Annotated in this window: 6 protein-coding genes and 2 pseudogenes; 4 read left to right on the top strand and 4 right to left on the bottom strand. The window is 36.4% G+C overall.

The features are described from left to right. Nucleotides 1-226: pseudogene (locus RLO81_RS02695) on the bottom strand (hypothetical protein); the annotation flags it as partial. Nucleotides 227-285: 59 nt separating this feature from the next. Here RLO81_RS02695 and RLO81_RS02690 point away from each other — a divergent pair. From RLO81_RS02690 to RLO81_RS02675, 4 genes are all read left to right on the top strand, one after another. Beyond that, nucleotides 286-855 carry a hypothetical protein gene (locus tag RLO81_RS02690; protein WP_350106861.1) on the top strand — a complete coding sequence of 190 codons (570 nt, stop codon included), beginning with the start codon at nucleotides 286-288 and terminating at the stop codon, nucleotides 853-855. 232 nt (nucleotides 856-1,087) lie between these two features. Continuing rightward, nucleotides 1,088-1,729 (top strand): MarR family winged helix-turn-helix transcriptional regulator, encoded by a 642-nt coding sequence (locus tag RLO81_RS02685; protein ID WP_350106859.1) that lies wholly within the window; start codon nucleotides 1,088-1,090, stop codon nucleotides 1,727-1,729. A 306-nt stretch (nucleotides 1,730-2,035) separates the two neighbouring features. Beyond that, the gene (locus tag RLO81_RS02680; protein ID WP_350106857.1) at nucleotides 2,036-2,989 is read left to right on the top strand and encodes an alpha/beta fold hydrolase; all 954 of its coding nucleotides are present in this window, start codon (nucleotides 2,036-2,038) and stop codon (nucleotides 2,987-2,989) included. 127 nt (nucleotides 2,990-3,116) lie between these two features. Next, nucleotides 3,117-4,181, top strand: a complete 1,065-nt coding sequence (locus RLO81_RS02675) for a hypothetical protein (protein WP_350106855.1) — start codon at nucleotides 3,117-3,119, stop codon at nucleotides 4,179-4,181. 355 nt (nucleotides 4,182-4,536) lie between these two features. Here the strand turns inward: RLO81_RS02675 and RLO81_RS02670 are convergent, their stop codons facing one another. From RLO81_RS02670 to RLO81_RS02660, 3 genes and pseudogenes are all read right to left on the bottom strand, one after another. Next, complete coding sequence (locus RLO81_RS02670; protein WP_350106853.1) at nucleotides 4,537-5,136, bottom strand: MarR family winged helix-turn-helix transcriptional regulator; 600 nt, start codon at nucleotides 5,134-5,136, stop codon at nucleotides 4,537-4,539. A gap of 72 nt (nucleotides 5,137-5,208) precedes the next feature. Beyond that, on the bottom strand, nucleotides 5,209-5,469 hold the full coding sequence (locus tag RLO81_RS02665) for a DUF2024 family protein (RefSeq protein ID WP_350106851.1): 261 nt from the start codon (nucleotides 5,467-5,469) through the stop codon (nucleotides 5,209-5,211). A gap of 2 nt (nucleotides 5,470-5,471) precedes the next feature. Next, nucleotides 5,472-5,898, bottom strand: a pseudogene (locus tag RLO81_RS02660) (hypothetical protein); the annotation flags it as partial.

The following is a 5,898-nucleotide window of genomic DNA, read 5'->3' as shown; positions in this document are numbered from 1 at the left end:
GTTCTTTGCCGTTAATAATGGTTATGGTTAGGTCATTCTTTTGGTATTCAATAATAAACTCAAACGGAATGCCCTCTTGTTCGTATTCTAAGACTCCCTGCCATTGGCCTTCCGAAGGTTGAACCTGGGCAGACAAAAGTGTAGGACTGATAAAACTTAATAGTGCCAGTAGTATAATTAACTTCATACTCAAAAATACCAATAGTATTGGTGATTTATAATTCATCGTTCAGCCTGTTAGGCATTGAGTATTTATCTTAGCACATTAAAAATGACTTCAACATTATGACCGCAGACTATAAAATTATCTGGAAACACTTTGAAAATAATTCTGATACCGGAACTCATTTAAAGGCCAAAGTAGATTTTAGTCTGCCTTATTTTATTGATGGGGAGGAAAAAATAAAGTTTGAAAATAAAGAACCTGCTAACCTGAACCAATTCCATTTAGTTAAGGGGTTGTTGGTAGGCTATTTTGATAAACCCCCAGAAACTGACACTCGTTTTGCACAATCAAAGGCTAAACAAATAATTACCGAGCAACTGCCTGCATTTAAATCTCCTTCCCTCGAAAGCTTGATTCTTGACCTTTCGGCCTATCTGCGAGATACGCATGGACAACAAGCCAGTCTACAATCGTTAATGACTGGAACTGAATTAGTACCGGAAAGCAGTGCCATAAAATACGATTGCTGTATTGATTTGATCAACTGTATTGAAGATGGTGAGATTGAGGATAGGATTGCGGGAATTCAGAAATTGAAAATACTATTGAACAAAATAAACATCAAAGACCTAACTCCTGAGTTAGTAGAAGATTATAAGCAGATGAATGAGGTTGCTGAAGGGATGTAGATCAATATTTGGAGCCAGTTAGCTTAATAATTACTCTGCCAATACAATTGGCCGTTCAAAGAATATTTTTGTTTTTAGAGCAGGAATGATTTTGGCATCTATATTTCTATTTCTTTGCTTTGAACAAGTATTAATACGTTTTCGTATTTATTATGCAATTTTATGAACTGAATAAAATTTTCGTATTCAAGGGGCATTTACTCACCAAGAAAAACAAAATAAAGCAGCGAAAGTGGAGGAAATTCTGAAAAAATTAATTGAACTATTCTTTACCTATTCAGAGAATAAAAATGCTAAAAACTTAAATTTAACGGAATTTGTAGGTTTTTTAAATGTAGAGTTAGGCGAGCAAGGCAAATCGAATGAGAAAACAAGTAAGCCGAATTCTAAATCCTACAATACTGAAACAGATGATCTGGGAATTTTGTTGGTATTGCTAAATAGGTATGCTAAAGAATATGTAAAAAAGGCTTTAAAGGACACCCCACTCTCTACAGCCGATGAATTCCCCTTTTTAATCTCATTACTTGGTACCAATAGCCATACAAAAACTGAACTCATTAATAAAATGGTGCTTACCAAAACTTCAGGAACCGAAGTTATTAAACGGCTTTTAAAGAAAGGATTCATTGAAGAATTTGAAGATGCCAACGATAAAAGAAGCATACGGGTAAAACTAACCGAAGAAGGGAAGCTTTTAACCCTTGGTATGTTACCAAAAATGCAAATGGTATCAGAAATTATCAAAGGTGGCTTAAGTAGTACAGAACTTACAACCCTTAATTACCTATTACGAAAACTCGAGAAACATCATAAAAACATTTATGAAGAAAGCGGAGATGTTGAATTAAAAGAATTATTATCCAATAAGTAGTTCATTAGTTCATAATCAGAGGTTTCGAATTTATCAATCATTCTCATTTACCATTGACAGGCGCTGTAAAAAATCATTCATGCGCTTTCAATTAGTTTATTATCCACCTGAGAGCTTACAATAATTGTACTTCATATGTTCAATGATAAAGTTATTTAACGCATCTTCTTTCCTATTCTCATTGCGTTTTAATTACCCATTTTAATACGGTTACGTATTTTATATTATTTATTTATAACTTTTACGTATTATATGCGTTTGATTGGTACGAAAACATTTTAATCAAATTTTAACTAACACATCATCATGGAAAAACTATCATTATTTGCAGTTAGCTTGAGCTTAATTATGTTGGCAATCATTTGGCCTTATAAGAGTTTAGCAACTGAAGAAGCAGAGGAAATTAATTTAACACGATTGGGCTTTACCAAAAGCAAACTAAAAACACCAACTGGAGAAATTGCTGTTTTTGAAGCCGGAAAAGGAGAACCATTACTTTTGTTGCATGGAATAGGTGCAGGTGCTTCATCTTACATCTGGTTTGAAATAGCTCCGCAATTGGCTGAACATTATCGTGTAATTGCACCCGACTTTGTTGGTTGGGGTGAATCTGATCGACTGACAAGAGATATCCTATTTGAAGATTATGTAACACAAATCACTGCTCTTGGTGAGTGGGTAGGTGAACCTGTTAGAGTATTGACTCAATCACTTAGTTGCGGTTTTGTGCTTTCTGCCATTGAAAAAGGAGGTATTGAAGTAAGCAAATTGGTTCTTAACACACCATCTGGCGGGTTTGATTTTGGAGTAGATGCCGTGGGAGAACAGGGCACTCAGAGTTTTTTACGAATTTCGGAATCACCTCAGCGCAACCAGATTTATGCTCAAATTTTTCATCAAAGGCCTGCCATTGAAGATTGGTGGAGACAAGAGGGCTTTAAAGATGGAAAGAACGTTCCGTTAGAAATTATTGAAAATAACTTGTACAATGCAAGACGACCAAATGCATCTTATTCAGCCTTACCTTTTCTAAGTGGAAAATTGCGTTACGATATAGCACCACTGTTAGAAAAAGTTTCTGTTCCTACTATCATGCTTTGGGGTGATGAAGAGTTTAGAATAAGGCCTGAAGTACAAGCACGTATTTCAAAGATCAATCCTGATATTGAGGTTATACGTATAAAAAATGCTAGATCTGCTTTTGAAGTAGAAAAACCAGAACAAACGCTAGGTGTAATAATGCCATTTTTGAAGAACTGAACGTATTAAATTTTAACAGCTCAACCTAACAAATTATATTAATGATCATAAAAAGATTAGGGTAAAGGATAATTAGTGTGTTATACATTTAGAAAGTGTGCGATTCTAAAACAGAAAATAATTAAATATGAATAACACTCTCCTTACCCTTCTTTTATTTTTTTCAATAGCGTGTTCTGATAAGCAGGATATAGTACTTCATACTAATAGTATTTCTGATATTCTAACATATAATCAATTGCTACAACAGATTGGCAAAGAAAGGCTATATCGTTCAGTTGAGGAACCTAATGTTGATGGTAGTTTAGGCAGAAACAAAGACGGGTACTTTCACGTCCGTTTTCAGATAAACATGACTACCATTTCGGATTATGTAATTGTTTCTGAAGATATACAAGCTTTGGAAACTTTATATGCTACCATAGCCTATGCCTTCCAACATCAGGAAAGTGATGGTGGTTTTGAGTTGGTCGTGCCTGAGGAGATTTTAAATGCTTCGTATTACACGCCTCCAGGCCCGGGTGATTTACTGAGTGGAACGGCTTTTTTTGCAAGTAGTCTGGGGTTGACTCTCATGTCACTTGATAATTCCCAGTGGTACAATCAGAGTGCCCAGACACGAGGAGTACGTGAGGCCATAACCTTCATGCGGCCACAATTCGAAAACATGTTAAATTACCTCATGTCGGGCAGTGAAATTTTAATACAGATGGATGCGCAAGCTCCCAATAGGCTATTATTTGACGCCCTTGCCTACTATTCATTAGGAGAATATTTAACCAGGAATGACGCCATTGCACTAGCGCACGAATTCATGCACGCAGCCTTGGCACAAACCGATACAGTCGAAGGCTACTTTATAGAAGGCGGAGGGTGGGATTCCAGCTACAATGGCGTTGCTATCAAACTAGCTATGGAGCTTTACTTATTAACTGAGGATACTGAGACAAAAGTACTGCTAAAAAGTGGCTTCCTTGATGCAACTGTTTGGCAATTAAGCCGCATATCAGCCAATGGAGAAATTTCTACGGAAGGTAATACCAGAGTTTATGAAGGAGGTGAGTCCTTCCTGGGTGCGGAAAAAGGGGTCGATTATGTGAAAGTAGCGAAGGCTTTATTGTATTTTGGATACCTCACTTGCGAACCTGCTATTGTTGAGCTAGGTGATGCTGTTATTGATTATTACAATTGATACCCTTTAGCCAATTAGAAAATATTGATGACAATATTCCTGAAATCTATTTTGATCAATTCACTTTTCCTATCCATAATTTCTATACAATAGATGACACCATATCTAATAGCAAAACGTAGAGTCTTTCTGGAAATATATAAATAGTAAGGATGAAATAACCTTCACCAAACTAGAACCTTAAACCCCTAACCTGAAAGAAAGTGGCCATTTCGGTTTTTTTAAAAAGAAAAAGAGCTATGTGCTTTGGGATATGGCTGTAAGTAAGTTGAATGAATTTTTGAATACCGGTCTTTGATTTTTCGTGACCGGCATAAAAAAATGACTACAAGGTGAACTTTTTGTAGTCATTATGTTATTCTTTCAGATCGAACTCAGGGCAATCTACCCTTAAGTCTGGCTTAGTTAAATTCTTATTTAAAAGTTTACAATAAAACTTACCAGCATCATTTTGCAAAAACTTACAGTTAAAACACATGCGTTGGGTATTGACAGCGCCATGCTCCTGTAGTCTCGAGAGCGCCATTAATAGATTTTCGAGTAACTCTGGTTTTATTTCCTTGTCAATCGATTTTATAGAAGTCACAACTGTCTGATCAAATGATTCCAGATCAGGTAAAATTTTTCGTCCTTTATCTTTCAGTACAATCGAATAGCTACGTGTATCTTCATTTATACTTTTATCTATATATCCTTTTTGATGCAATACTTTTACAGCATCGCTTACAGTGGGTTTGGTGATGTTGAGCTCTTGCGATAGATAGGACACTGTACGATAAGAAGCATTCTCATGGTAGGCAACAAACAATAATATCTGTACTTGAATAGGACTTAGCCCGAATTGCTTGCCTTTTTGCAACAGCAGATATTTGTAAACTTCTCCTATTTTATGCAAAGTAGCAGCCAGTTTATTATCTATTGATCCGATTTGAGCATTAGGATTAGATGAACTCATAGTACCAATATTAAACAAATTAAAAAAAAGAGCCGCAACCTTATTAAGATAGCGGCTCTAAACAATTGAAAATCAATCACAGCCTTCCATCTCCAGTATCGCAAAGCCATTGCGCTCGATTGCATCAACAATATTTTTTTCAGGCTGAGCAATGTGACAAAATCGACACTCTTTAGCACTCAGACTTAACTGTTCGAGGCCTTTGCTCTTTAAGTAAACCTGGCCAAATGTGTAAACCTGATTTTCCTTCACACCCTCAGGCACCAGAATGTCAAAATGCATTCTCTTACCTGTATTTTTAAACACGTAGGTATCAAAAACTGCAATGCCCATAACTATTTCTTTTTTACAGTGTAAGGAAGACTCAAATCACCTGATAGCACACTATAGACTGCATAAACACCCAGCATAGGCGTATCTTCTTTGGATGTATTTACCTGCATGTAAGCAGCTACAGCATCGAACTTAAAGTCAGTGGTGTTACTCATACGATAAGCCGGCACAATCACTCTTATCGCGTTGCCAGAAGTAACTACCGGAAAACCGGGTGAATCCATGTACATAGGCATACCAGGATTTGTTTTAGGAAGTTTTTCTGCAATTTCAGCTTTCATAATTTGTTTTACTGATAAACCACCAGGCACTCGGTCATCATTAGTTAACACGACCCAGTGTGGGTGCCAGATGATACCATCATTATCAAATATCCGATCTGCATTTTCATCCCACAGTGGTGTATCATCAAAATCGGGGTGTGACGTT

It is taken from the genome of Fulvivirga sp. (assembly GCF_040220315.1).
Classification (GTDB): Bacteria; Bacteroidota; Bacteroidia; order Cytophagales; family Cyclobacteriaceae; genus Fulvivirga.
The sequence above is the reverse complement of the archived record's forward strand: the minus strand, read 5'-3'. Positions and strand labels throughout refer to the sequence as shown.